This window comes from uncultured Acidaminococcus sp. (assembly GCA_900538365.1).
Taxonomy (GTDB): domain Bacteria; phylum Bacillota; class Negativicutes; order Acidaminococcales; family Acidaminococcaceae; genus Acidaminococcus.
Window position 1 is genome coordinate 1 of record UPXT01000022.1, and the last position, 22,134, is coordinate 22,134.

General features: G+C 52.6%; 18 protein-coding genes and 1 other annotated feature. Of the genes, 7 read left to right on the top strand and 11 right to left on the bottom strand.

Annotated elements, in window-relative coordinates; genetic code table 11:
• Window positions 1–309: 309 nt before the first annotated feature.
• Window positions 310–456, top strand: coding sequence for a hypothetical protein (locus tag QZQ08_RS05715; protein WP_296329213.1), 147 nt, complete (start codon window positions 310–312; stop codon window positions 454–456).
• 49 nt (window positions 457–505) lie between these two features.
• On the opposite strand, the gene leuB is transcribed toward QZQ08_RS05715, so the two are convergent.
• The 6 genes from leuB to fumC all read right to left on the bottom strand — a co-directional run bounded on the left by leuB (window position 506) and on the right by fumC (window position 7,277).
• Window positions 506–1,576 (bottom strand): 3-isopropylmalate dehydrogenase, encoded by a 1,071-nt coding sequence (gene leuB / locus QZQ08_RS05720; protein WP_296329214.1) that lies wholly within the window; start codon window positions 1,574–1,576, stop codon window positions 506–508.
• Window positions 1,576–2,064: a 3-isopropylmalate dehydratase small subunit gene (locus QZQ08_RS05725; protein WP_296329217.1), complete on the bottom strand. Its 489-nt coding sequence runs from the start codon at window positions 2,062–2,064 to the stop codon at window positions 1,576–1,578. The genes leuB and QZQ08_RS05725 overlap by 1 nt, the downstream gene beginning before the upstream one ends.
• 1 nt (window position 2,065) lies before the next feature.
• On the bottom strand, window positions 2,066–3,322 hold the full coding sequence (leuC, locus tag QZQ08_RS05730; protein WP_297898693.1) for a 3-isopropylmalate dehydratase large subunit: 1,257 nt from the start codon (window positions 3,320–3,322) through the stop codon (window positions 2,066–2,068).
• Between the two features lie 30 nt (window positions 3,323–3,352).
• A complete protein-coding gene (locus QZQ08_RS05735; protein WP_296329224.1) occupies window positions 3,353–5,095 on the bottom strand; it encodes a 2-isopropylmalate synthase in 1,743 nt (580 codons plus the stop codon).
• A gap of 48 nt (window positions 5,096–5,143) precedes the next feature.
• Window positions 5,144–5,403 (bottom strand) — a binding site (T-box leader).
• A 190-nt stretch (window positions 5,404–5,593) separates the two neighbouring features.
• Window positions 5,594–5,881, bottom strand: coding sequence for a TIGR04076 family protein (locus tag QZQ08_RS05740; protein WP_296329226.1), 288 nt, complete (start codon window positions 5,879–5,881; stop codon window positions 5,594–5,596).
• A 1-nt stretch (window position 5,882) separates the two neighbouring features.
• Entirely contained in the window at window positions 5,883–7,277 is a 1,395-nt protein-coding gene (gene fumC / locus QZQ08_RS05745; RefSeq protein ID WP_296329231.1) for a class II fumarate hydratase, read from the bottom strand.
• A gap of 197 nt (window positions 7,278–7,474) precedes the next feature.
• On the opposite strand from fumC, the gene QZQ08_RS05750 reads away from it, so the two are divergent.
• Complete coding sequence (locus QZQ08_RS05750) at window positions 7,475–8,068, top strand: LysE family translocator (protein ID WP_296329236.1); 594 nt, start codon at window positions 7,475–7,477, stop codon at window positions 8,066–8,068.
• On the opposite strand, the gene QZQ08_RS05755 is transcribed toward QZQ08_RS05750, so the two are convergent.
• The 4 genes from QZQ08_RS05755 to QZQ08_RS05770 form a co-directional block, all read right to left on the bottom strand.
• Window positions 8,065–9,465 carry an MATE family efflux transporter gene (locus QZQ08_RS05755; RefSeq protein WP_296329238.1) on the bottom strand — a complete coding sequence of 467 codons (1,401 nt, stop codon included), beginning with the start codon at window positions 9,463–9,465 and terminating at the stop codon, window positions 8,065–8,067. The genes QZQ08_RS05750 and QZQ08_RS05755 overlap by 4 nt on opposite strands.
• Before the next feature lie 435 nt (window positions 9,466–9,900).
• The gene (locus QZQ08_RS05760) at window positions 9,901–12,957 is read right to left on the bottom strand and encodes an efflux RND transporter permease subunit (RefSeq protein WP_296329240.1); all 3,057 of its coding nucleotides are present in this window, start codon (window positions 12,955–12,957) and stop codon (window positions 9,901–9,903) included.
• The gene (locus QZQ08_RS05765; protein ID WP_296329243.1) at window positions 12,957–14,069 is read right to left on the bottom strand and encodes an efflux RND transporter periplasmic adaptor subunit; all 1,113 of its coding nucleotides are present in this window, start codon (window positions 14,067–14,069) and stop codon (window positions 12,957–12,959) included. Before QZQ08_RS05765 ends, QZQ08_RS05760 begins: the two co-directional genes overlap by 1 nt.
• Window positions 14,066–14,695: a TetR/AcrR family transcriptional regulator gene (locus QZQ08_RS05770; protein WP_296329246.1), complete on the bottom strand. Its 630-nt coding sequence runs from the start codon at window positions 14,693–14,695 to the stop codon at window positions 14,066–14,068. Before QZQ08_RS05770 ends, QZQ08_RS05765 begins: the two co-directional genes overlap by 4 nt.
• A gap of 175 nt (window positions 14,696–14,870) precedes the next feature.
• On the opposite strand from QZQ08_RS05770, the gene QZQ08_RS05775 reads away from it, so the two are divergent.
• The 3 genes from QZQ08_RS05775 to serA all read left to right on the top strand — a co-directional run bounded on the left by QZQ08_RS05775 (window position 14,871) and on the right by serA (window position 18,519).
• Entirely contained in the window at window positions 14,871–15,641 is a 771-nt protein-coding gene (locus QZQ08_RS05775; protein ID WP_296329249.1) for a C39 family peptidase, read from the top strand.
• A 1-nt stretch (window position 15,642) separates the two neighbouring features.
• Window positions 15,643–16,626: a DNA recombination protein RmuC gene (locus tag QZQ08_RS05780; RefSeq protein WP_296329251.1), complete on the top strand. Its 984-nt coding sequence runs from the start codon at window positions 15,643–15,645 to the stop codon at window positions 16,624–16,626.
• Window positions 16,627–16,929: 303 nt separating this feature from the next.
• Complete coding sequence (gene serA / locus QZQ08_RS05785) at window positions 16,930–18,519, top strand: phosphoglycerate dehydrogenase (RefSeq protein ID WP_296329253.1); 1,590 nt, start codon at window positions 16,930–16,932, stop codon at window positions 18,517–18,519.
• Window positions 18,520–18,582: 63 nt separating this feature from the next.
• On the opposite strand, the gene QZQ08_RS05790 is transcribed toward serA, so the two are convergent.
• A complete protein-coding gene (locus QZQ08_RS05790; RefSeq protein ID WP_296329256.1) occupies window positions 18,583–19,530 on the bottom strand; it encodes a LysR family transcriptional regulator in 948 nt (315 codons plus the stop codon).
• Between the two features lie 206 nt (window positions 19,531–19,736).
• Here QZQ08_RS05790 and QZQ08_RS05795 point away from each other — a divergent pair, with 206 nt between their 5' ends.
• Together QZQ08_RS05795 and glsA are read left to right on the top strand one after the other, a co-directional pair.
• A complete protein-coding gene (locus QZQ08_RS05795; protein WP_296329260.1) occupies window positions 19,737–21,143 on the top strand; it encodes a sodium:alanine symporter family protein in 1,407 nt (468 codons plus the stop codon).
• 26 nt (window positions 21,144–21,169) lie between these two features.
• Window positions 21,170–22,102 (top strand): glutaminase A, encoded by a 933-nt coding sequence (gene glsA / locus QZQ08_RS05800; protein ID WP_296329263.1) that lies wholly within the window; start codon window positions 21,170–21,172, stop codon window positions 22,100–22,102.
• Window positions 22,103–22,134 lie beyond the last annotated feature (32 nt).

A 22,134-nucleotide genomic window follows, 5' to 3' on the forward strand; every position in this document is an offset into this window, starting at 1 on the left:
GAGCACCTGACTTTTAATCAGGGTGTCCCGGGTTCGAATCCCGGGTGGATCACCATTTGAAAAGGACTGCGAACCTCTTGCCTATCGGCAGGAGGTTCGTTTTTTTTCAGTTATGCTCCTGGATAGGAAAAACGGGGTAGATAGAGGCCTTTGGTTTTTTCCGGATTAGAAGTGAAAAAGGGCAAGGAAGTCCATGTGTCCTCATGGAAAGAACTGTGAATTTTTGATGGCAGAAACCAATTTTTGGCAACAGGACCGCCCCGTTGGTGTATAATATCTATTATTTTACTAGGAAAGGGAGGACGGCGCATGGCACGTGATTGCAGGGATCTTATCGTATTCCTTCTGCTGACGGTTCTTTTGATGGGCGGCATGATGATCTTGAAACCGGGTCAGGGCACGCTGCCTGCAGCTGATGTAACAACGGCTGCAACACCTAAACAGCAGGCTGAATAAAGCAAAAAAGAAGGCAGGAACGTAGTTTGTTCCTGCCTTCTTTTGACTTTTAGACAATCTGGTCCAAAATGACGCCTGTCATGGTGTCCGTATCTGCTTTCTTGAAGCCATCCTTGCAGAGGTCCGCTGTCCGCCAGCCGTCAAGGAGCGCCGCGTCGACGGCTTTTTCAACGGCTTGGGCGGCCGCTGCTTCTCCTAAGGCATAACGGAGCAGCATGGCTGCGGAAAGAATCGCGGCACAGGGGTTGGCGATTCCTTGACCGGCAATATCGGGAGCCGATCCGTGGATTGGTTCAAAGAGGCTTGTCTTTTCACCGACTGAGGCCGACGGCATCATCCCGATGGAGCCGCCCAATACGGCTGCCTCATCGCTTAGGATATCACCAAAGAGGTTGCTCGTCACGATGACGTCAAACTGGGTGGGCCGGGCTGCCAGCTGCATGGCACAGTTATCAACGTACATATGGTTCAGCGTCACATCGGGATAGGCTTCGTGTTCCTTTGTGACCGTGCGGCGCCAGAGCCGGCTTGTGGCAAGGACGTTGCTCTTATCGACACTCGTGACCTTTTTGCGGCGGCCCTCGGCCGCCTTGAAGGCAACGCGGCTGATGCGCTCCACTTCGGGGACACTGTAGTTTTCAAGGTCCCAGGCTCGTTCCACACCGTTATGGATTTCCGATTCGCAGCGATCACCAAAATAGATGCCGCCAATCAGTTCACGGACGATGAGGATGTCCGTTCCTGTAACGATATCGGGCTTCAAGGGTGAATAGGGGGCAAGGACCGGCGAGACCTGGACGGGACGCAGGTTGACATAAAGTCCCAGGGCCTTACGCAGGCCAAGAACAGCTTTTTCCGGCCGTTTGAGGGGATCCACATGATCCCATTTGTCGCCGCCCACAGCACCAAAAAGAACAGCATCAGCGTTTTGGGCGGCTTCCACGGTTTCCTTGGGAAGGGGATCCCCACAGGCATCATAGGCTGTTCCACCGGCTATCTTTTGCGTAAAGGAAAGGTCCAGATGATAGATGGACGCAACCTTTTTGAGGACTTTTACAGCGGCGTCCGTAATTTCGCTGCCAATGCCGTCACCAGGGATAACAACAATCTTTTTTTCCATTAGGCATGCTCCTTTACATAGGCAATGAGCCCACCGGCTGAGGCAATGGCTTGGATGAAGTCCGGCAGGGGCGGCGCCTTGAAGGTGTCGCCTGTGGTTTTATCGGCGATGGTACCCGTACTGATATCGACGCTCAGGATGTCTCCTTTTCGAATCTTTTTGACCTCGTCGCCGATTTCCAGGACGGGAAGGCCGACGTTGATGGCATTGCGGTAAAAGATCCGGGCAAAGCTTGCCGCAATGATGACGGGCACGCCCGATGCCTTGATGGCAATAGGGGCATGCTCACGGGAAGAACCGCAGCCAAAGTTCCAGCCGCCGACCATGATATCGCCGGCCTTTACCTCTTTGGCAAAGCTGTCGTCAATGTCGATCATACAGTGGGAGGCCAGTTCCTTGGGATCAAAGGAATTGAGGTAGCGGGCGGGAATGATGACGTCCGTATCGATATTGTCTCCATAGGTCCAGGTTTTTCCTTCGTATTTCATCTTATTTGACCTCCTTTGGGGCGGCAATCTTTCCTAAGATCGCGCTGGCTGCTGCTGTTTGCGGCCCTGCAAGATAGACTTCACTGTCCACGTGGCCCATGCGGCCTCGGAAATTGCGGTTTGTCGTCGATACGCAGCGTTCACCGGCGGCAAGGATGCCCATGTAGCCGCCCAGGCAAGGACCGCAGGTCGGCGTCGAAACAACGCAGCCGGCGTCGATGAAGGTATCGATGAAGCCTTTTTTCATGGCTTCCTTGTAGACTTCTTGGCTGCCGGGGATGACGATGCAGCGCACATCAGGATGGACAGCGCGGCCTTCAAAGATCTTGGCTGCAATGGCAAGGTCTTCCAGACGACCGTTCGTGCAGGAGCCGATGACGACTTGGTCGATGGGAATGTCCCCGAAGGTGCCAATGGCTTTGGTGTTTCCCGGCAGATGGGGGAAGGCAACGACTGGGGTGAGTGCTGTCAAATCGATGGTAACGGTCCGTTTATAGACGGCGTCGCTGTCGGCCGTAACAATTTCATAGTTTTCGACGAGGCCTTGTTCGTAGGCCTTGGTCTTTTCGTCGACAGGGAAGATGCCATTTTTGGCGCCCGCTTCAATGGCCATATTAGCGATGGTAAAGCGGTCGGTCATGGAAAGTTCGGCAATCCCGTCGCCCGTAAATTCCAGGGACTGGTAGAGGGCGCCGTCGACGCCAATCATGCCGATGAGGGTCAGCATGACATCCTTCCCCGTAATATCAGTCGGTTTTTTTCCTGTAATGACGACTTTGATGGCTTCCGGGACCTTGAACCAGCACGTGCCCGTTGCCATGGCACTGCCTAGGTCCGTTGACCCAACACCGGTAGCAAAGCCGCCCAGGGCGCCGTATGTGCAGGTGTGGGAGTCGGCACCGATGGTGAGCATGCCCGGTCCTACTATGCCCTTTTCTGGCAGGATGACGTGTTCGATGCCGGCTCGTCCCGTTTCATAATAATGGGTGATATGGTGGGCTTTGGCAAAGTCACGGACAATTTTAGCAAGGCCGGCGGATTTGATGTCCTTGTTGGGGATGAAGTGATCCGGGACAAGGACAATGCGGTCCTTATCAAAGACGGGGCGCCCGATTTTTTCAAATTCCTTGATGGCTGGCGGGGCTGTAATATCGTTGGCAAGGACACGGTCGAGACGGCAGGTGATGAGGTCACCCGGTTTGACAAAGTCCTTTCCTGCGTGTTTGGCGAGGATTTTTTGTGTCATGGTCATTCCCATTGTGCATGCTTCCTTTCTTTTATCCAAAACTTAACGGGCACTGGATGCTTGGTGGAAGGCAGTGACTGCCTCTTCGGAGGAGATGAGGCCAGCGCCGTAGACATGGTCCTTGGCGTCTTTGCGGCGGTTCAGGGCACTGATGAAGGCTTTGATGGAGGCTGTCATCGTATCCGTGTCGACGCCGGCACCCCAGGTTGTGACGCCATTTCCGTCTGTAATGCCAAAGTAGGCAATGCCCCGCGATTCAGCGACCCGATCCAGGTCGTGTTCACTGTACGTAAGGTCCGTCACGGTAAAGCAGAAGGCCCGGCAGAGGGCATCCTTTACAGCGTCGAGCTGTCCATTGCCGCTGCCCTCGAGGATTACATCGCGGCCTGCAGCCCGGACGAGGATCTTGCCCTGCCATTTGCCGTCCTTCTTACGCAAGAGCGTGTCCCGCAGTTCGATGGGAAGGTTCTTGTTGACGTAATGATCCTTAAAGAGGTTGAAGATTTCATCTGGCTTCAGTTCTTGGTGCTTATGATCGGAAACGTCTTTTACAAAGTAGCTGAAGTCTTCCCGCATGGCCCTTGGCATATCGATGCCATAGGCCGTTTCCATGATATAGGCGACGCCGCCCTTGCCGCTTTGGCTGTTGATGCGGATGACATCGGCATCATAGGTGCGGCCCACATCGTGGGGATTGATATAAAGGTACGGGCAGGTCCAGTATGGGTCATTGTGGTCCTGACGATATTTCATGCCCTTGGCAATGGCATCCTGGTGGGAGCCGGAGAAAGCAGCAAATACGAGCTTTCCGGCGTAGGGCTGACGTTCATTGACATGCATGCGCGTCACTTCCTCATAGGTCTTTACAAGTTCCGGCATATTGGAAAAATCAAGCTGCGGATCGATGCCCAAGGCGTAGAGGTTCATGCCGATGGTGACGATGTCTGCATTGCCGGTCCGTTCGCCGTTGCCAAAGAGGGTTCCTTCTACGCGGTCCGCGCCGGCAAGCATGGCCATTTCCGCATCGGCAACCCCCGTGCCGCGGTCATTGTGGGGATGGACGGAAAGGACGACAGCATCGCGGTAGGAAAGGTTCTGGGAAAGATAGGCTACTTGGGCGGCAAAGACATGGGGCATGGACATCTGCACCGTCGACGGCAGGTTGATGATGACTTTCCGGTCCGGTTTCGGTTTCCACACGTCCAGAACAGCGTTGCAGACTTCCAAGGCATATTCTGGTTCCGTCCCCGTAAAGCTTTCCGGTGAATATTCAAAGCGGTAGGACGCGTGGGCTTCTTCCGTGAGGCGCTGCAAAAGGCGCGCCCCATTGATGGCAATTTCCTTGATTTCTTCCTTTGATTTGTGGAAGACCTGCTCCCTTTGCGCGACACTCGTCGAGTTGTAGACGTGGACGATGGCGTTTTTGACGCCTTTCAGGGCTTCAAAGGTTTTCTTGATGATGTGTTCCCGGGCCTGGGTGAGGACCTGAACCGTTACATCATCAGGAATGAGATCATGGTCAACCAAATAACGGAGGAACTCATATTCCGTTTCTGACGCGGCAGGAAACCCGACTTCAATTTCCTTGAACCCCATGGTAACAAGGGCCTTGTAGAAGCGGACCTTTTCTTCCAGGTTCATGGGAATAACAAGGGCCTGGTTGCCGTCGCGCAGGTCCACGCTGCACCAGATAGGGGCCTTTTTGGGTGCGTCGGCCATGGCCCAGCTCAGATCGACAGTAGGGGGCATAAAGTAGCCCTTCTTGTACGCTTCTGTATGTTTCATCTTGATTTCCTCCTTCATAGGCAATAAAAAAAGATCTTTCCTCTCTTTGTGAGAGACGAAAGATCTAGTGTCTTGCGCGGTACCACTCTACTTCACACTCTTTGGTGTGCCCTTAGTCGGTACGGATGGACTGCCATCGATACCGCCCTGATTGATAACGGTCAGGATCCGGCTCCCCTTACTTCCAGCGGTGGGTTCAGAAAAGCAGCTCTGGGATCAGTTCGGCTTTGGTCCGCCGCTGCCTCACACCAACCGGCAGCTCTCTGGAGGTTTTCCTAAAACGTACTCTTTCCCTTCAATGCATGTCTTGCTTTGAAATTATGGTTCAGATAGTATCATGGAAAAAGACAAAAATCAAGAAAAATTTAAATGACAATACTAAAATATATTTTTTACCAATAAAAGTGTAACCTATCGTACAACTGGCCTTGATGACTTAAAGAAAAGGCTTGTAGGCGGGACCTAATGAAAGGGGGCTCCCCAAAGGAGCAGCCCCGTTCAGTTACTTTTTTGTGGGGAAGGATTGGTTCGTATCTCAATTTCAAAGATGTTGATGACATCAGCATCAGGGCAGGCAACTTTGAAGCGGTTTCCCTTCATGCCGGGAAGGGTGCCGCCGTAGCGGAGAATATCGATATAGGGAAACAGAACATGCTGGGCCATGGGGCACAGGCGGCCCCGGTCATGGTCCCAGGACAGTTCCATGCCCTTTACGTGGCCGTGGTGGCAGGGAGCCTCCCCTTTCTTATCAACGACACGAATGATGATTTCACAGCGCTTTGTCATCTTACACCATCTTTTCTGGGTGGAAATGGGCATCAAAGTCCCTTTCCGTCATGTAGCCCAATTCGAGGATGGCCTCCTTGAGGGAGAGCTCCTTTTTGTGAGCCAGTTTGGCGACTTCCGCCGCCTTTTCATAGCCGATATAGGGTGTCAGGGCCGTAACCAGCATGAGGGAACGGTGGAGATTTTCCTTCATTTTAGCTTGATTGGCCTTGATGCCGATGACGCAGTGGATGCGGAATGATTCCATGGCGTCTCCCAAGAGCCGCACGGACTGGAGGAAGTTATAGATTGTAACTGGAAGGAAGACATTCAGCTGGAAGTTCCCTTGAGATGCGGCAAAACCAATGGCTGCATCATTGCCCATGATCTGGACGGCAACCATGGTCACGGCTTCGCACTGGGTGGGGTTGACCTTGCCCGGCATGATGGAAGAGCCCGGTTCATTGGCGGGAATGGTGATTTCGCCAAGTCCGTCCCGGGGTCCGCTGGCCAGCCAGCGCACGTCATTGGCAATCTTCATGAGATTGGCGGCTAGGGCCTTGAGGGCGCCATGGCTGAAAACAAGGTCATCAAGGCTCGTGAGGGCATGGAATTTATTGGGAGCGGTTTTAAAGGCATACCCCGTATTGTGGGCGACATAGGCGGCAACGGTCCGGTCAAAGCCTTTTGGTGCATTAAGCCCTGTCCCTACGGCTGTTCCCCCTAGCGCCAGCTCAAGGAGCCCTTTTTCCGAGGCCTTGAGTTCAGCGCGGCTGCGTTCAAGCATGGTCCGCCAGCCCGAGATTTCCTGGGAAAAGGCAATGGGAACCGCATCCTGGAGATGGGTCCGCCCTGTTGTGACAATACCCCGATGTTTCTTTTCAAGGTCCTTGAAAGCCTTGATAAGCGCGTCAAGGCGGGGGAAAAGATGTTCTTCGATGCCCTTTATGGCAGCAATGTGCATGGCTGTCGGGAAGGTGTCATTTGAGCTTTGGGATTTGTTGACGTCATCATTAGGGTGGAGGCAAGTCTTTTTGGCAAGCTCATTTCCCCTGTGGGCAATGACTTCGTTGACGTTCATATTGCTCTGGGTGCCGCTTCCGGTTTGCCAGACCGCAAGAGGGAAGTTGCCGTCGAGCTTGCCCTTAAGGATTTCCTCGCAGGCTTTTTCAATGAGTGCGGCTTTTTCCTTAGAGAGCGTTCCCAGCTCGCAGTTTGCCTGAGCTGCTGATTTTTTGAGGATGGCAAAGGCAGCAATCACTTCAGGCGGCATCTTTTCCGTGCCAATGCGGAAGTTCTCAAAACTGCGCTGCGTCTGGGCACCCCAATATTTATCGCTGGGGACGAGGATTTCCCCCATAGAATCATGTTCTTTCCGGAGGGCAGGGCCCTTTGCCGACTTTTTTGTGTCACTCATGATGATCGACCTCCCTTTTTTGTCCTTATTTTGCCATTGTACCATATCCTGCGGGATTTTCCGTGAAAAATTGGGGATCCGTATACCCTTTGGCCCATGTCTGCTGCTTTTTCAGGATCTAAAAAGTTTTTCTTGCCCTTTTGACTCTTTTCCGTCTACAATGGAACTTATCAGCATTTTTGGAAAGGAGCCTTGCTATGGATCTTGCGGCCTACCTATCTTTTTGTTTTGTCATGAGCTTTACTCCCGGTCCCAATAATCTCATGAGCCTTGCCCAGAGCCGGGAACGGACCTTCCGCGGCGCCCTGCCCTTTTTGCTGGGGCTTCATGTCAGTCTCTTTTCTATGTGTACGTTCATCTATCTATTCATCCATGCCTTGGAAGATGTCCTGCCTTTGGTGGATCTTCCCCTGCGCATCTTGGGCGCTGTCTATCTTGTGTACCTGACGATGCGCCTTTTCATGAAAAACGGAGGGGAAAAGAAAAAGGCCATCGATTCCAAACGACTTTTTTTCTCCGCCTTGCTCCTGAACTGGACCAATGTCAAGGTCGCCCTATTCATGATGGTGGGCTATACTTCTTTTCTGCTCCCCGGGGGCTACAGCCCGATGCGGACCTTTCTTCTGGGCATGGTTATGAACCTCATGTGCAGTGCGGCCAATTTTACTTGGGCCTTGGCCGGCTCCCTCTTGGACCGCTTCTTCAAAGCTCACGAAAAGCCTGTCTCCTTGATGATTGCGGCCCTGCTTCTATATTCTGCCGCAAAGATCCTGTTCCCCAGTCTCCTTTAGGACTGGGGCTTTTCTTTTATGGCTGCAAGGCGCTTACTAAAGATCCATCCGGCGAGGAGAAAGGTTACGATTTCTGCTGCTGTCTGGCTTTCAATAAGGCCTATATAGCCGAAGTAAGCGCCCATGACATGCATCAAGGGAATGTAGATGATGGCTTGGCGCAGGGCCGCCACAAGAAGGGTTGTCCTGCCGTCTCCCAGGGCCTGAAGGGAAAAGGTGATGTGGAAATTGAGGAAGGCAAAGGGCGAGGCCAGGCAGCGGAAACGTAGGAAGAGGGCCCCTAATGCCAGGGTCTCAAGGCCGAGGGCACTTTCTGGTCTTGCTGCAATAAAAAGGCCTGCAATAGGGGCCGCGGCGAGCTCATAAAAGAGTACACAAAGAAGCGAAAAGAAAAGTCCTGCGCGGCGGGCCGTCTTGATGAACGCCTTCATGCGTGTGAATTTCCTGGCACCATAATGATAGGCCACAAGGGGCAGCATGCCTTGGCAGATGCCAAGGCCCGTATTAAGGGGAATCCGTTCGGCCTTCATGACGATGCCTAGGGCCGCCAGGGGCGCGTCGCCAAAACCCGCCATGAGGTGGTTCAAAAAGAGGTTTGATGTATCAAAAAGCAGGTTCGTAAGGGCCGAGGGAAAGCCCACGGAAAGGACGGAATGGATCTTTTCTTTGCTCGGCAATCCTTCAGGAAAGGTATAGGCAAGGCAGCTTTTCTTTACGCTTTTTACGAGGGATAAGAGAAAATAGCCCAGGGAAACCAGATTTGAAAGGAGTGTGGCAAGGGCTGCTCCTGTCAGTTCTTCGCCTTGAGGAAGGAGAACGAACATGAAGAGGGGATCAAGGATGATATTGAGTACGGCCCCTAAGGAAAGACCGAAACTTGCTTTTTGGGCAAAGCCGACGCTCCGGAAGAGCTGGGCCAGGGTACCTGATAGGACGGTCGGAAGGGTGCCTAAGGTGACAACCAGAAAGAGGTAGGTCTCCGTATAAGCGTAGGTGGCAGGAGATGCGCCTAAAAGAAGCAGGATGGGGCGGCGCAGGAAATAGAGAGTGAGAGAAAAGAGAAGGGCCCCTGCGAGGCTCCCATAAAGGGAAAAGGCGCTCACCTGACGGGCGCTTTTTTCGTCCCCCTCACCAAGACAGCGGGACATGAGACTGCCGCCGCCGACACCAAAAAGGTTACTCAAGGCGACTGTAATGGCAAAGACGGGAAAGACCAGGGAGACGGCGGCAATCATATAGGGATTGCCCGTACGACCGACAAAAAAGGCGTCGGCAAGATTATAGATGAGGGTAATGAGCTGACTGATGATGGTTGGAATGGCCATGGCCGCAAGGGCTTTTGGCACCGAGGCTTCTTCAAAAAGGGCCTGGTTTCGGTTTTGGTCAAGAGAGGACATAGGAAACGCTCCTTTCATGTTCTGCCCCTATTGTAGCATGGGATAAAGAAAAGGGACCGCGAAAAAAAAATGAGCGGTTCCATGCTCTTTGACCCCATTCCGATTGTCCCATGGACAGTATAGATTCCTCTATGAAAAAAGAGCCTGCGAAAAAATGAAAACATTTCTCCGCAGGCTCGCGTTTGTTTATTCATTATGGGTTTATTACGTTATTGGCAAGAACCGCGACTTTGACAACACAATGGTTATACAGTCTCAAGGTTTTTATTCCCTTAGCTTCTTGCCTGATGAGCTGGGCGCTGGAGGTGACGACACGTGGTTAGGAGGGGAAGCGCCCAGGCGTCAACTATCGTAAATTGTGAGACGGTCTATCGTACGATACGGCATGAGCCCCTTGCCTCATATCGATCCTTTTTAAAGCAAGGGGCTTACGTGCTACATCAAATCAGAGTGATTTTTGCTCCGAGTGGATGTAATCCTAAAGACTGTGCAATAGAGCGTCGGCAAAAAGAGCAGAGTGAGCGCCGTAGCCCCTGTAAGGCCGCAGGCCATGGCAATGGCCATGGCGTTCCAGAAGGGACTGGCAAACATCGGGACAAGACCCAGGATAGTTGTGAGTGCGGCCAGCATGATGGGGCGGAAGCGCACCAGGGAGGCTTCGACAACGGCTTCGTAAGGCGTCATGCCTGACGCTTCATGAAGATCGATCTGCTGGATGATGACCATGGAGTTACGGATGACTGTGCCAATAAGGGCAAAGGAACCTACTTCTGCCATAACGCCCATGGGCGCATTGAAAAGGAGCAGCCCTAAGGCAATCCCCGTGATGCACAGGGGCGCCGTTGCAAGGATGACAAAGAGCTTGCGGATATCCTTCATTTGGAACATGAGAAGAATCAGCATGAGGACGAGCATGCCAGGGATTGGCCCCAGGAGGTACTGTGTGGCCTGTGTGCTGCTTTCAAGCGGGCCATCGATGGCAATGGTAACGCCCGGCGGGAGGCTTTCCCTCAGCCCTTTCATATCTTTCCAGATGGTTTTTGCAACGTCGTTTCCCGTAACCCCTTTGCCGACATCAGCACCGATGGTGATGGTGGGCTGCAGGTTGCGGCGCCAAATCATGTTGTTTTCCATAGTCGGTGTGATGCGGGCCACCTGCGAGAGCGGAATGGAGCCCGACGCAGTTGGAATGGTGATGGCTTCCATGTCGCTTAAGGAATTGCGGTCCTTTTTGTCAAGCTGGAAGACGAGGGGCCGGATTTGGTCACCATCATAATACTCGGCGAAGGCATATCCGGAGACATTGGCGTACAGGACACTGGCTACCGTGCTTCTTGTCAGGCCCAATTGCTTGAGACGGTCATTATCGATTTCAATCTTGACCGCTGGGGCCTTTTCCATCCAGTCGAAGATGGTCATCGTGACGTTGGGGTTCTTTTCCATTTCATCTCGGACCTTAGCTGCATAGGTGCGGCATAGGTCCGCTGTCGGCGCGGAAACACGGAACATGACGGGATAATCCTTCGGCGGTCCGAGAGGAATCGACTTGGAGTAAGCCGTTACTTCCGGCAGTTCCTTTTTGATGATCGTGTCAATCTTTTTGGCAATGCGTTCCCGAGCCTTGACGTCCTTTGCGACCGTGACGAGCTGGGCATAGTTGTCACGGGGCTGGACTGGATTCAGCACGAGAATGAAACGGGGCGAACTTTTGCCGATATAGGCAGAATAGTGATCGACATCGGGATCGCCGTCGATGGCTTTCATGAGGGTATTCATGGCGCGGTCACTTTCCTTGATGCCGGCGCCTTCGGGAAGGTGAAGTTCTGTAATGACCTCAGGCCGCACCGATTCGGGAAAGAATTCCTGTTTGACGAGGGTGAGAAGACCCATGGACCCCAGCAGGCAGGCGAGGGACCCGATGATGACCATCTTGCGATGGCTCAGACACAGATCGATGAGATGACGGAAACGGTTATAAAAGGGTGTATCGTAGCTTTCCTGTTCGATGATTTTGGGCCTGATCCATTCGTAGCCCAAGGTCGGGGCCACCGTCTGGGATACAAACCAGGAAAACATGAGGGTAATGGTGATGACCGGAAACAGGGAGCCCGCAAATTCCGATACATTTGAATTGGCAAAGGCAATCGGAAGAAAACTGGCACAGGTGATCATGGTTCCAAAGCAAAGAGTCATGCCATTTGTCTTAAAGGCGTAGGTGGCTGCATCAAGGCGGTCCATGCCTTCGCTCATCTTGACCTCCATGAGCTCGACGACGACGATCGCGTCATCGACGAGCATCCCAAGGGAGATGATAAGGGCCCCTAGGGATATCTTATGCAGGTCGATTCCCATGAGGTACATCCCTACAAAGGAGCCCATAAGGACAAGGGGAATGCAGACGGAAATGACATAGCCGCATTGGCGCCCCATGGAAAAGAGGCTCACTACAAGGACGATAAGGATGGCTTCATAGAGCCCTTCCGTAAACTCACTGATGGAATCCTCGACGACCTTGGGCTGGTTGGCGACTTGGGAAAGATCCATCCCCAAGGGCAGTTCTGCTTTCATTTTTGCTGTCAGTTTTTCCAAGTTATGGCCCAGGGTGATATTATTGCCGCCATCTTTCATGGAAATGGCGATGCCGATGGCTTCTTTGCCGTTGGCATACATCTTGGGTTCAGGCGGGTCAGGGTATTCCTGGGTTACGCTGGCAATATCCCCCAAACGGAAGGTTCGTCCGCCCTGTGTAATAAGGATGCCGCGGATCTCATCAAGGGCCTTTGTCATGCCTGTAACCCGGATCTGGACATTGTCCCCTTTGGCATCGATCGTTCCTGTGGCTGCCATGGCTGTTTCACCGCGGATGGCACTGGTGACGCTGTCAAGGGAAAGACCCAGTTCGGCAAGTTTGGTATTGGACATGCGGACGTAGATATTCATGGGCTGCTCGCCAATGAGTTCTACCTTGGATACATCGGGAACCGTGTAAAACTGGCGCTTTAGTTCTTCGGCCTTGACGCGCAGGTCTTCCTTGGAAAAGCTGTCCGATGTGAGGGCGTAGATATTGCCGTAGACGTCGTCAAAACGATCATCGAAGTAAGGACCATAGATGCCGTCCGGCAGTTCTGACTGATGATCGTTGACATAATTGCGGACTTCCAGCCAATGCTTGCGGACTTCGCTGTTGGGGACCTGTTCCTTTAGGATGACGTTTACGACCGAAACACCGGGGCGGGAATAGCTCGTGATATAGTCGATGTCCGGTGTGGCTTGGACCATTTTGTCCAGCTTGCTTGTCACAAGTTCCTGCATTTCATCTGCCGTGGCCCCAGGCCAGGCCGCGGAAATGACCATCTGGCGGACGACAAAGTTCGGGTCCTCACTGCGGCCCAAGCTGCGGAAGGAAAAGATGCCGGCAAGGAAGATGAGGACCGTAAAGAAATAGACGACTTGCCGGTGCTTGACGCACCAACGGGATAGATTGAGGTTCATCAGGTGTCACTTCCTTCCACTTTGACTTCCATCCCTTCCTTGAGTTTGCTGATACCGCCTGTGACGATGCGGTCTCCTTCTGTCAGACCATCGGTAATCGTAACCGTGTCATCTTCGTAACTGCCCAAGGTGACAGGATGCAGAAAGACGCGGCCATCTGTGACAACCCAGACGCCGGTCTTCCCGGCAGCTTCATAAAGGGCGGAACGGGGAATCATGAGGGCGGCTGTACCTTTTTTTATCAAAGCCACTTTTGCGGTCATGCCGAGCTGCGCCCCTTGAGGCATTTGCGTGAGGGAAACCCGGACCTTGTAGGTCTTTGTAGCCGGGTCTGCCATGGGGGAGATGTAACGGACCGTACCCGCTGCTTCTTCGTTATGAAGGGCCCAGAAAGTTACCGTAACAGGAGTTCCCGGTGCCATGGAAGCAAGGCGACTTTCGGGAACGTAGATCTCAACTTCCCGCTGTCCGTCCTGGATTACGGTTGCCATAGGGCTTCCCGCTGCGGCGACTTGACCCACTTCGCCGGAAAGGGCGGCCACGACACCGTCATGATCGGCCGTAAGTTCTGTGTAGCTGAGCTGGTTCTGGGCCGTTTGGAGGCTGGCTGATGCCTGGGAAAGAGCGGCACTGGCGGCTTCTTCTTCGGTCCGATACTGGTCCCATAAGGAGGCACTGACGGCCCCTTCATTATAGAGGGCTTCGTAGCGGCGGGCATTTTCGCGGGCAAGCTTGGCTCGGCTGGCGGCGGCGTTTACGGCTGCTTCGGCATTCCGGACCTTTTCCCTTACATCTTTGGGATCGATGGTCATGAGGACGTCTCCGGCTTTTACCGTATCACCAAGGTTTACGAGACGTTTGGTGATGCGGCCGTTTACCTGGAAGGAAAGGACGGATTCATATTTGCCCCGAACCGTGCCTGGATAGGTGTAGGTCCCGCTCGTTTCATCCGTACCGACCGTTATGGTCCTTACATAAGGAATGGTCTTGACGGACTTGGGTGGGAAAAAGATCTGGTAGAGGGCGCGCCCCAAAAGGATGAGCAACAAAAGTGCGGCAATCAGGGCAATCTGTTTTCTATGATGGACCAAATAGGCTTTGAGCTGATTCATGGCTGGGGACTCCTTTCTGCTCTTTTCATGGGCGTAATGACAAAATCGATGAGTTCATCGAGGATTTCTTCTGCTGGCCTTTGATCGGGATTAAGGGGCGTTGACCGGTCTTTGACGAGGTAGAGGGTTTCAGTAATGGATTCTACCGTAAAGATGATATGGAAAAGCGTCCTTTCATCGGAAAATGCTTTCAGGAGACCTTCCTCGGCGGCCGTCTGGAAAAGGGATCCCAAATAGCTTTCCATGGAAAGGATCCTCTGCCAAACCGTGTCGTCAAGAAGCCCTGAGGGCATGATGAGTTCCTTGTAGCAAAGATCAAGGTGTCCTGATGGATCAAGTTGGGTGCGGAGCAGGGCCTTCAGGAAATAATGGATTTTTTGCAGGGAATCAAGAGAAGTCTCCTTTGTTTCCTGCTTGAGGTCATCGATGATTGCGAGCTGCCGGTCCACGACAGCACGGTATAGGTCCTTTTTGCCCCCGAAATAATAGGAAATAAGGGCAGGACTGCAGCCAGCCTTTTCTCCCAGTTCCTTGATGGTGACGGGATAGTATCCTTTTTGTGTAAACAACACTTCCGCCGCCGTAATAAGGGCCTTGATCGTAAGGCCGGGATCCCGTTTTTTCATGGCCATCTTCCCTTCCAATAATTAATTGATTGATTAATTAAGAATTAGTATATCACTCTTTTATTGTTTTGTAGAGTAGGAAAGAGGCAGGGGGCTTTCAAAAACAAAAAAACTTGTTATAATAAAAAAGAATTTACAAACAAAAGTTTGATTATTGGAAAGAAGGCGATCTATCATGACATGTCTGCATCCAGCAGCGCTGCTTTTGACTTTTGTCCTTACCGTGGGAAGTACGGCGGCTTTTGCCGCCCCGGACCTTACGGAAGCCCTTAAAAAAGACGGAGGCGGTCCAGCTGCCTACCTCCATCAATTCGATCAAACGGATTCCCCCTATTATGTTCATCCTGATTTTTATCGGATGAAGTCCCATGGCTCATTGCTTCTCCTTTCCCACTACAGGACGCATCAGCAGGAAACGGAATATACCTGCGGGCCGGCAGCGGCACTTACGGTAGCTGAATATTTTCTCGGCAAGGCGCCCCACAGCGAAATGGAAATCGCCCGCATCATGGAAACGCATCCGTGGGGAATGGAGGACGTAGGAACAACGACAAAAGGAATGGTGCGTTATTTTGCCGGTATGGGCTGGACGGTCCATTCTTCCCTTATGGACGGAGCCCCGGAAACCTATGAGGCCTTTGCGGCATTTGTGAAGCAGAACCTTTCCCAAGGCATTCCCATTATGGTGGAAAACGTGGATTGGGGCGGCCATTGGCGCGTCATCATCGGGTTTGATTCCCTTGGGGATGACAAGGGGGCCAACGATGTCCTGATCATGGCCGATCCCTATGACACGACCGATCATCTGCAGGACGGCTACGGCATTGTCCCCAGCCAGCGCTTTTATTATACGTGGTTTGACGCGAAGCTATTTCGCCCTGGTGAAGCGGATCGGCAGTGGCTGACAGCTGTCCCGCCTCAAAAACTGAAGAAAGGGACGCACTGATATGGAATTGATCCTTCTCGCCCTCTTGTTGGGCGCCCTCCTTTTTACCATTATCCTGCTCTTCCAGATGCAGCGCTCGCTTCGGGAACGGGATGCCTACGAGGCCGAGGTGGCCCGGCAGAATGCAGAACAGCTGCGTTCGAGCCTCGATCAGAAGGTGACCCTGTCCATGAGTGTTGTCAGCGACCGGCTTCAGCAGGTGAGCCGCAGCCTGGGAACGCTCCAGAGCCTTTCCCAGAATGTGGGGGATCTTAAGAAGGTTATGGGGAATGTCAAAAATCGCGGCATTTGGGGTGAAATGCAGTTGGCGCGCCTGCTTAGCGATATGCTGGCCCCGGATCAGTACGGAACGAATGTAGCCATCCGGCCAAGGAGCCAGGAACGAGTGGAATTTGCCATCTGTCTTCCCGGGAAGGATGGAAAAACACCTGTCTGGCTTCCTATTGATGCAAAGCTGCCCCAAGAAGATTACCTGCGTCTTTTGGAAGCCCGTGAAACAGGCGATGAGGAAGCTGCGCAGCAGGCTTTAAAAGGATTGGCGGCTCGGGTGAAGCAGGAAGCCCGGGATATTCGGGATAAATATATTGCCCCGCCGTACTCAACGGATTTTGGCATCCTCTATCTGCCCCTTGAAGGGCTCTTTGCGGAAGTGACCTCTGTGCCCGGCCTGCTGTCGGAACTGCAGCAGAAATATCGTGTGACCGTAGCCGGTCCGACGACGCTTGCCGCACTCATCAATAGCCTGCTCATGGGCTTTAGGACCCTCATGGTGGAGAAAAAGACGAGTGAGGTCTGGCGTTTTGTGGTCCGGATCCAACAGGATATGGAAAGCTTTGACCTTGCCGTGGAGCGGGCCCAGAAAAAAATAGCCGATGCGGCTTCTGCCTTGGATGCCGTATCCCAGCGTTCCAAGATCTTGAAGGACCATCTTGCCCGAGCAGAAAAATTTTCAAATGCCCTTGACAAACAAAACGAAAAAAACTAAAATACAGGGCATAAAGTTCAAAACATTTAATCTATATCATTAAAATTATTGATGAAGGAGAATAGTACAGGCCCCTCATCCTCCAAGAGAGCCGCAGTAAGGTGGAACGCGGCAGGGTGAGCCCTGGAATCCGCTCCGGAAACGATGGGGAAAGAACCTATCCGGGCAGCGCGGCCGTTACCCCGCTTGAAGGCCCATTGGGCAAAACAAGGTGGCACCACGTGAGAGCTTCTCCCGTCCTTGGCGATTGTTGTCGCAGGGATGGGAGTTTTCTTTTTACGGGGGCCGTGAGGAGGAAGGATCATGGAAAAACAAAAAGTACTCGTAGCGGAACGGATTTCGGATAAGGGGGTGGCCTGCCTAAAGGCCGAGAAGACCCTCGATGTGACTGTTGATTTTGATATCAAGCGGGAGAATCTCCTAAGGGTCATTGGGGACTATGATGCCCTCATTGTCCGCAGTGTAACAAAGGTCAACGAGGAGCTGTATGATGCGGCAAAAAAACTCAAGGTGGTTGGCCGGGCCGGCAATGGCGTGGATAATATCGACCTTGACGGTGCCACCAAACGGGGCATCATTGTAGTCAATACGCCGGAAGCCAATATCATTTCGGCTGCTGAACACACGATCGGCCTCCTGCTTGCAAGCTGCCGCAATACGGTCCGGGCCAACAAGATGCTTGAAGAGGGCATCTGGGAACGCAAGGACCTCAAAGGAAGCGAACTTTATCATAAAACGCTTGGCATCATTGGTCTTGGCCGCATCGGGGCCCTTGTTACAAAGCGTATGCATGCTTTTGATATGCGCGTCATTGCCTATGATCCTTATATTCCTGACTCCCGTTTTCAGCGCCTTGGTGTGGAAAAATGTGAGACCCTGGATGATTTGCTGAAAGAAGCGGATGTCATCACCATCCACACGCCTAAGACGGAAGAGACGGTCAATATGCTGGGCGCGGCTGAATGGAAGAAATGCAAGAAAGGCGTCCGCGTCGTCAACTGTGCCCGCGGCGGACTCTACAATGAACAGGACCTTGCCGAAGCGGTGAAGGCTGGGATCGTAGCAAGCGTCGGGCTTGACGTTGTGGTAGATGAACCCAAACCCATTTCTCCCCTCATCGGGATGCCTCAATGCGTTGTAACGCCCCACCTTGGAGCCAGCACTTTTGAAGCCCAGGATAAGGTGGGCCTTGCCATAGCCGAGGAAGTCATCAATGTCCTCAGCGGCAAGATGGTTCCCAATGCTGTAAACCTTCCTGCCATTGCGGCAACGGAACTGGAAGATTTGCGGGGCTTCCTTGCCTTGGGAGATGCTTTGGGAAAACTCTACTACCAATTGAAAAAAGCACCAGTGGAACGGCTGGAGATTGTTTATGAAGGAGCCGCGGCCCAGCAGGAGACGCAGATGGTGACCCGCAGCATCCTTCAAGGTCTCCTGACACCGGTCCTGCGGGAACGGGTCAATATGGTCAATGCTGAACTGGCTGCTGAAACGCGGGGCATTACCGTAACAGAAGGCAAGGTCAAGGGGGAGGGCCGCATGAACCGAGTGGCTGTCCGCATCGGGGCCGGTAAGGAAAGCTTTACGGCAGCTGGAATGGTGACGCCGGATAATCAGCCCCATATTACGGAAGTCGAAGGCTATCAGTTCGATACGGTCCCGGCACCTTATATGATTTTTGCCCGCAATGATGATAAACCGGGGATGATCGGTCAGATAGGAACCCTTCTGGGCGCCGGTCACGTCAACATTGCGACCATGCAGGTCAGCCGCAAGAAAAAAGAAGGGACGGCCATGATGATGCTCACCGTTGACAGTGCGGTCGATGGGACAACCCTTGAGATTGTACGGAACCTTGACGGCATCGTTGATGCCAAACTGGTACGGCTCTGATCAGAGCCGCAAAAAAGGACTGGAAAAGAAGGGAAATCCTTCTTTTCCAGTCCTTTTTCAAGGTCAGTCGATGTCCGCCATTTCCATTCTTTTGAAGCGGGTGGACACAAGGTCGAGAAAATCCTGCTCCATCTGGGATGGCTTGGTCTCCTTTTTTCGGATGGCACCAAAGCGAAACCGTTCCTCGCAGCCAAGGAGCGGCACGGAGATGACTCCGTAGAGGGAATCTTGGTCCCGGAATTCCATGATGCCCACTGTAAAGAAATTGGTCCGCGACAGGAGCCGCATCTGTTCCTGACGGTCATTGACGTAGATGATCTTGCGGGCATTGTTCAGGTCAATGGGGCCTGATTCCGTGGTCAGATGGTAGATAAAATCCTCATACTGGCCAATATAGCGGACAAAGCCGTAGTCGATGAGTTCCCGGATGTCGATGCCGTGACGTCCAACAGTGCGGATGAGTTCATGTTCTGAGGAAAGGCAGACGTAAGGCCGAAAGGTGGCAAGGGGCTCATAGATAAGACCCTGCTCCTCAAAGTTCTTGGCAAGATCGTCCGCCTCTTTTCCGGCCATATGGAGAATGCCGATGTTGGAGCGGTTTTCCTTTACGTCCTGGACGACATCGAGGGTAGCCCCTTCACAAAGCCGGCCCGTAAAACTGTCGATGTCCTGATAGCGGCGGCAAATCTCGTTGTAGCATTCTGCTGTATGGGAAAAGCGGGTCATGCTTACGTTAAGGCAGCTTTTTTCGATGCGGTGGGCATTCACCATGTTCTGGAGACGGTCCATTTCCTTGAGGATGACCTGACAGTGGAGGAGGATACGCTGACCGTCGACAGTAAGTTTTGTCCCGTGGCTGGTTCGGCGGAAAAGGGTGAGTCCCATTTCTTTTTCCAGCTGGCGGATGATATGGCTCAGCTGGGGCTGGGAAATATAGGCCGCTTTGGCTGCTTGGGTAATGGAACCATATTTGGCGACGGCGGCAAAATAGCGTAAATTATTTGTATCCATGGTGATTTCCTTTACTCATTGATTCCGATGCAGTGATATAGGTATTATACCATAGGAATGAGGGCGAAAGATGTTTTCATGAGGGCCATTTATAAATGCAATACCCCATATGCAGCATTCCAATTATCGCTGGTCCCTTTATTTTCATTATAATAGAAATGAAAATATTCGAACTATTGTCAAAACAATAAAAAGGAAGTGCGAACATGGTAGAAATCCTAGATGCAATCGACAGTGTCCTCTATTACCCCATCCTGCTTGTGGTCATGGCTGCGGCCGGCCTTTATTTCAGCCTCCGCATGGGCTTTGTTCAGATCCACCGGCTCCCTGAAGGCATGCGCCTTGTCATGGCAAAGCCAACGGACGAAAAAGGGACGAGCCCCTTCCAAGCGCTGATGGTTTCCTCGGCTGCCTGCGTTGGAACGGGCAACATCATCGGCATTTCCACGGCAATCTGCCTCGGCGGCCCCGGTGCCGTTTTCTGGATGACCGTCATGGCCCTTATTGGGGCTGCGTCATCTTTTGTGGAATGTACCTTGGCCCAGATTTACAAGCGGAAAAATTCCGATGGGACAAGCTATGGCGGACCGGCTTATTACATTGAAGATGCCCTCCACAACAAGACCCTTGCCACGGCCTTTGTTGTCTTCCTGCTCCTGACCTATTCCTTTGGTTTTAACCTTGTCTGCTCCTACAATGTACAGTCCACCTTCTCTGTCTACAGTTTCTATGATCCCAGTGTGACGCCTGCCATCATCGGAGCCATCCTTGCCATCTTGTGCGGGGCCTGTGTCATGGGCGGTGCCAAACGGATCGAAAAGGCGGCCAGTATCCTCGTGCCCTTCATGGGTGTGGCCTATGTCGTCGTAACGGCCATCGTCCTTGTCATGAATATTGGCATGATTCCCCATGTCATTGCCATGATCCTCGAAGATGCGTTCAACTTCAAGGCTATCCTCAGCGGTGTAGCAGGTAGCTGCCTTGTCATGGGCATCAAACGCGGCCTGTATTCCAATGAATCAGGTGTCGGGTCCGCACCAAATGCCGCTGCTTCCGCCATCGTGTCCCATCCGGTCAAACAGGGTCTTGTGCAGATGCTTACAGTCTATATCGATACCATCATCCTCTGCAATGCCACGGCTTTCATGTGCTTTGTTTCCGGTGTGGTCCCGACCAAGGAAACAGCCGGTGCGGTTTGGGTACAAAACTCCCTTTTCAGCGAGCTGGGACATTTTGGACCGCTCTTTATTACTGTGGCCATGCTGATTTTCTCCTTTACGACCCTCATCGGCAATATCTATTATTGTGAAAATGGACTTGCGTACCTGAACGGTAAGAAGATGCCGAGCCCGTCCTTTATGAGAGGGTTCCACATCTATGCTATCCTCATTGTCTTTATTGGGGCCATCATTCCTATGACGGCGGCTTGGAGCCTTGCCGATATCACCATGGGCGGTATGACACTTATCAACTTGCCGGCTTGTGTTGCTCTATCCGGCGTTGTCATCAAGGCCTACAAGGACTACGAAAAGCAAAAAGCGCAGGGTCTTGATCCTGTCTTTAAAGCGGAATCCATCGGGATGGACCCCGAGGAACTCGACTTCTGGAAATAATTTCATTGAGAAAGGGGTTACACACTATGGCAGCTGATGTACAATCCATTTTGGAAATGGCCCTTGAAAAAGGACGCAACGTCCTTTATGAGGGCAAGGTGGCAAGCTACATCCCGGAACTTGCCAAGGCCGATTCGTCCAATCTTGGCGTCTGCCTCATGAAAAAAGATGGGACCATCTATAAGGCAGGGGATTACAACATCCCCTTCACCATGCAGAGCATTTCCAAGACGTTCTCCCTTATCCTGGCGCTCCAGACGGCAGGCTACGATAAAGTCTTCAGTAAAATTGGCATGGAGCCGACGGGGGATCGCTTTGACAGCATCCTGCAGCTGGAACTAAAGGATTGGCGTCCTTTCAATCCTATGATCAACGCGGGTGCTATCGTTACGGCAAGCTGTGTGGAAACGGAAGATCCCTTCGGCAGCTTCCTGGAACTTGTTCGCAAGGTCTGCAGCAATCCCCGCATCAGCCTTAATGAAGAGGTCTATCGGTCTGAAAAACGGACGGGGACGCGGAACCGTTCCATTGCTTTTCTTCTAAAGAGTGACAATGTCCTTGATGGGGAACCGGAAGATATCCTCGATATTTATTTCCGCATGTGCTCTGTCATGGTGACGGCCAAGGACCTTGCCCGTTACGGTATGGTCCTTTCCAATCACGGTGTCGATCCTGATACGGGTGAGCAGCTGATTGATCCCACTATTGTACGGATTGTGACGACCCTCATGATGCTCTGCGGCATGTACGATGAATCGGGCGAATATGCAGTTAAAGTCGGACTGCCCAGCAAGAGTGGTGTCGGCGGCGGCATCGTGGCCATTTCCCGAAAGGGCGTGGGCATTGGCACCTTTGGGCCGATGCTCAATAAAAAAGGAAACTCCGTCGGCGGTGAAAAGATCCTGCAGGTCCTTTCCCGGGAACTGGGTCTCCACGTTTTTGACCTGGCAACCTTCTGATGCTGAAAGGTCACAGGCTTTTGGTTAAAAAG

Coding starts and splice junctions, on each gene's coding strand:
- QZQ08_RS05715 (WP_296329213.1), top strand. CDS start 310: ATGGCACGTGATTGCAGGGATCTTATCGTATTCCTTCTGCTGACGGTT.
- leuB (WP_296329214.1), bottom strand. CDS start 1,576: ATGGAAAAAAAGATTGTTGTTATCCCTGGTGACGGCATTGGCAGCGAA.
- QZQ08_RS05725 (WP_296329217.1), bottom strand. CDS start 2,064: ATGAAATACGAAGGAAAAACCTGGACCTATGGAGACAATATCGATACG.
- leuC (WP_297898693.1), bottom strand. CDS start 3,322: ATGGGAATGACCATGACACAAAAAATCCTCGCCAAACACGCAGGAAAG.
- QZQ08_RS05735 (WP_296329224.1), bottom strand. CDS start 5,095: ATGAAACATACAGAAGCGTACAAGAAGGGCTACTTTATGCCCCCTACT.
- QZQ08_RS05740 (WP_296329226.1), bottom strand. CDS start 5,881: ATGACAAAGCGCTGTGAAATCATCATTCGTGTCGTTGATAAGAAAGGG.
- fumC (WP_296329231.1), bottom strand. CDS start 7,277: ATGAGTGACACAAAAAAGTCGGCAAAGGGCCCTGCCCTCCGGAAAGAA.
- QZQ08_RS05750 (WP_296329236.1), top strand. CDS start 7,475: ATGGATCTTGCGGCCTACCTATCTTTTTGTTTTGTCATGAGCTTTACT.
- QZQ08_RS05755 (WP_296329238.1), bottom strand. CDS start 9,465: ATGTCCTCTCTTGACCAAAACCGAAACCAGGCCCTTTTTGAAGAAGCC.
- QZQ08_RS05760 (WP_296329240.1), bottom strand. CDS start 12,957: ATGAACCTCAATCTATCCCGTTGGTGCGTCAAGCACCGGCAAGTCGTC.
- QZQ08_RS05765 (WP_296329243.1), bottom strand. CDS start 14,069: ATGAATCAGCTCAAAGCCTATTTGGTCCATCATAGAAAACAGATTGCC.
- QZQ08_RS05770 (WP_296329246.1), bottom strand. CDS start 14,695: ATGAAAAAACGGGATCCCGGCCTTACGATCAAGGCCCTTATTACGGCG.
- QZQ08_RS05775 (WP_296329249.1), top strand. CDS start 14,871: ATGACATGTCTGCATCCAGCAGCGCTGCTTTTGACTTTTGTCCTTACC.
- QZQ08_RS05780 (WP_296329251.1), top strand. CDS start 15,643: ATGGAATTGATCCTTCTCGCCCTCTTGTTGGGCGCCCTCCTTTTTACC.
- serA (WP_296329253.1), top strand. CDS start 16,930: ATGGAAAAACAAAAAGTACTCGTAGCGGAACGGATTTCGGATAAGGGG.
- QZQ08_RS05790 (WP_296329256.1), bottom strand. CDS start 19,530: ATGGATACAAATAATTTACGCTATTTTGCCGCCGTCGCCAAATATGGT.
- QZQ08_RS05795 (WP_296329260.1), top strand. CDS start 19,737: ATGGTAGAAATCCTAGATGCAATCGACAGTGTCCTCTATTACCCCATC.
- glsA (WP_296329263.1), top strand. CDS start 21,170: ATGGCAGCTGATGTACAATCCATTTTGGAAATGGCCCTTGAAAAAGGA.